The sequence below is a fragment of the Microseira wollei NIES-4236 genome, from assembly GCF_020521235.1.
Lineage (GTDB): Bacteria > Cyanobacteriota > Cyanobacteriia > Cyanobacteriales > Aerosakkonemataceae > Microseira > Microseira wollei.
Genome location: NZ_BLAY01000356.1, coordinates 1 through 3,678, shown reverse-complemented (window position 1 = coordinate 3,678; position 3,678 = coordinate 1). Strand labels below are relative to the sequence as shown.

Here is a 3,678-nt window from a genome sequence, read left to right as displayed (position 1 = left end):
AGTTTCTGGGTAATTGCCAAAGATCGCCAATAATATCATGTCCGTTGAATTGCCCGTAATCAAAAAACCTTACCCCGTTGTTGCGTAGGGACACGGCATCTGAGGATATCTCCGACAAACAGATAACGTTAATAATGCCGTGTCCCGGCTGCTAATTATGGATAATCGATCGGACATGATATAAATCCAATTACCAATTACCAATTAGCAATTAGCAACTTTGGTTTTAGATTAAATCTGCAATCTAAAATCTCAAATCTGCCATCTTCATTCTTCCATCGTAGTATCAAAGCTGCCAGTCGATCTGGTAATATCATGTCCGGTTGATTACCCATAATCATCAGCCGGGACACGGCATTATTAAATTTATCTGTTTGTCCGAGATATCTATGATGCCGTGTCCCTACGCAACAACTCTGTGAGGTTTTTTTATTATGGGCAATTCAACAAACATGATATAATCTGATATTTCAGATTGCAGATTGCAGATCTAATCTAAAATCTGCAATCTAAAATCTGCAATTCTTTAAATCAGTGCTTTAAGCAATGGCTGAAATTTTAGTTGAATTTCTGCCAATTCTTTATCGGGAGCGGAACCTGCTACAATCCCAGCACCTGCATATAATCTGGCACTACATCCATCTATCAATGCCGAACGAATTCCTACTATAAATTCGCTATTACCTCGATGATCTATCCAACCCAGGGGCGCGGCATAAAGACAGCGGTCAAAGTTCTCGTAGCGGCGAATTTGCTCGAGTGCAATATTTCTGGGTACGCCTGCAACGGCTGGGGTTGGATGCAATTCTGCTACTATTTCTAAGGGATGTACTTTACCAGGAACTTTGGCGCGGATCGGCGTCCATAAATGTTGTATATTTGAGAGTTGCAGCAGGCATGGCAGCGGCAGTCGCTGGGGGTTTAACCCCAATTTGGATAAGCTATTTACAATGAAGTTACTAACAACTTGATGCTCGTGTCTTTCTTTTTCACTGCTCAGTAAACCATCGGCAAAATAGGCATCTTCAGCAGCAGTTTTTCCCCTGGGTGCTGACCCGGCTAAAGCATCGGTTTCTAATTCTTTGTTTTGAATTTTTATTAATCGCTCTGGACTCGCGCCAATAAAATTCTTTCCCTGTCCGTTACTCGTGGAAAAAATATAGCAATCTGGATGGAATTGACGCAAATTATTTAATGAATCTATCTGGTGAAACGGGTTGTTTGAACTAACTTCTATCGTGCTGGCCAGCACAATTTTACTAATTTGATTGACTCGAATTGATTCTAAAGCCGAACAAACCGAAGCTTTAAAATAATCTCGATCTGCGATATGTTGAAAATTCCGTTCTTTTTTTACTTTCTGTATGGGTTGAGTAACTGAAGCTTTGATTAATTTATACTGGTGGGTGATTTCTGCGATTAACCTTTCTAGATTGACATCCAGATCGATGACAATATTAGCAACGATCGCCGAGCATTCTTGGCGACAAGAAACTTGCCATCGCGGTAAAAAAACCGTCGCGGCGTCAAAAGGAGAATTTGCCGTTAGGCTATCTTCAAAAAAAGTAAAGCTACAGAAAAAGTGCGGCCCAGAAAAGGGTAAGTGCAAATCTCCCGTAGCAGTTGTATTATCCAGACACGAACTAATAAATGCTTGTGCTTGTAAAAAGCGATCGCTTCCTTTTAATTTTAATTTTATCGCCGCATCGATGGCGGCGATCGCTTCCCCTTGGTGAGGTCTTTCTATGTAAAAATGCAGTTTGTTTGGTTCGCCTATTTTCTCCAGGACTACCAGGGGATCTACTGGTTGACTTTTTACCGAAATACTAACTATTTTTGAGTGACTTTTTTCTCTTAACGTTTCTTTACAATGTAAGAGAAACTGATACAGTTCCTTGCGTTCCTGAAACAGATTAGCATGAATGGGTGTAACTGTCATGGAAGAGAATATAGCAAATTTTTAAACGTTGGGAGCGCAGCGCTCTTGGATGTTAAGCGCGTGGTAAGTATAGAGTTAGCATATTTATGCAACTTCGATCCACGCGCGAGCGCAATTCTATGCTAGGATTTTTGGCGATACCGCCGCTGCTACCTTTGATAGCACAGAATAGCAACTAAACCATCCTAGCTGGATTGGCAAGGCTGGTGTCAACCTTGGCTTTGCCGATGGGAGAGGAAAGGTTGCATCTGCGAGAATTCTCCAGATCGAGTGTATCGTTGCTCGCTGGCGATCGTAAAATAATTGAGATTCTACAAATCAAATTAATAAAGTCTGATGACTACCAAGGTAATTGCTCAAGACAAAAGTAAGTTGTGGATGGCAGCAATTAAGCCACCCATGTACAGTGTTGCGATTATCCCCATTTGGGTGGGGACTGCCGTCGCGATCGCCGAGACAAAGATGCTTCATCCAGGGATATTTTCTATCTTTCTGTTCTCGGCAATTTTAATTATTGCATGGCTGAATCTCAGTAACGATGTATTTGATTCGGAAACCGGCATCGATAAAAATAAAGCCCATTCCCTGGTGAATTTGACAGGAAACAAATCTTTAATTTTCTGGTTGGCGAATCTGTTTTTAGCGATCGCTATCTTGGGAATAGTAGCGATAGCCTACTTGCAACAAGACTTAACAGTAATCGGGTTGGTACTCTTGTGCTGTGCTTTAGGCTACAGCTACCAAGGGCCACCCTTTCGTTTAGGTTACCAGGGTTTGGGGGAAATTATCTGCTTAATTGCCTTTGGGCCGTTAGGCGTAGGGGCAGCTTACTACAGCCAAGCTCAAACCTGGTCAATGAAGAGTTTAGCAGCTTCGGTTATCGTGGGAATCGCGACTAGCTTAATATTGTTTTGCTCCCATTTCCACCAAGTCGAGGATGACTTAGCGGCAGGGAAGCTTTCCCCCATCGTCCGACTCGGCACCGCCAGGGGTGCCCAAGTCTTGCGTTGGTTTGGCGGCAGCATTTATGTCCTAACTGCCTTATTTGTAGCGTTGGGAATGTTCCCAATGTGGACGCTGCTGGTATTCGTCAGCTTACCCTTTACGATCGGGCTATTGCGCCACGTCAACCAATATCACGATCAGCCAGAAAAAGTCAGCAACTGCAAATTTATCGCCGTCGCGGTGCATTTCTGGAGTGGGTTAATGTTGGGACTGGGGTTTGTACTTGCAGGCATCTGATGGGTTATCAGTTCCAGTTTCGTCCTTATCGGCGGAAGTTTGCCCGCAGTCTGACCACAAATCACGGCACCTGGGATACCCGCGAAGGTATTATCCTTCGCCTGACTGACGATACGGGGAAAATTGGCTGGGGTGAAATTGCCCCCATTCCCTGGTTTGGATCGGAAACTTTAGAACAAGCTTTGGAGTTTTGCCGCCAATTACCAGGGGAAATTACAGCAGAAACAATTTTTTCCATCCCAGATACTTTACCCGCCTGTCAGTTTGGCTTTGAATCTGCTTTGGCAGCTATTTTCGATAGGGGCGGGCAAGATGCCCACCCCACAATAGGCAGATGGGGCGGGCAAGATGCCCACCCCACAAGACAAACCAGATGGGGCGGGCAAGATGCCCACCCCACAAGACAAACCAGATGGGGCGGGCAAGATGCCCACCCCACAAGACAAACCAGATGGGGCGGGCAAGATGCCCACCCCACAAGACAAACCAGATGGGGC

Annotated in this window: 2 protein-coding genes and 1 pseudogene; 2 read left to right on the top strand and 1 reads right to left on the bottom strand. The window is 44.5% G+C overall.

The window, feature by feature from the left end; genetic code table 11:
* Window positions 1-526: 526 nt before the first annotated feature.
* Complete coding sequence (locus MiSe_RS48085) at window positions 527-1,939, bottom strand: isochorismate synthase (RefSeq protein ID WP_226594443.1); 1,413 nt, start codon at window positions 1,937-1,939, stop codon at window positions 527-529.
* A 336-nt stretch (window positions 1,940-2,275) separates the two neighbouring features.
* On the opposite strand from MiSe_RS48085, the gene menA reads away from it, so the two are divergent.
* The gene (gene menA, locus MiSe_RS48080) at window positions 2,276-3,181 is read left to right on the top strand and encodes a 2-carboxy-1,4-naphthoquinone phytyltransferase (RefSeq protein WP_226594441.1); all 906 of its coding nucleotides are present in this window, start codon (window positions 2,276-2,278) and stop codon (window positions 3,179-3,181) included.
* Window positions 3,181-3,678 (top strand): annotated as a pseudogene (locus tag MiSe_RS48075) (hypothetical protein); the annotation flags it as partial. The gene menA and the pseudogene MiSe_RS48075, both read left to right, overlap by 1 nt.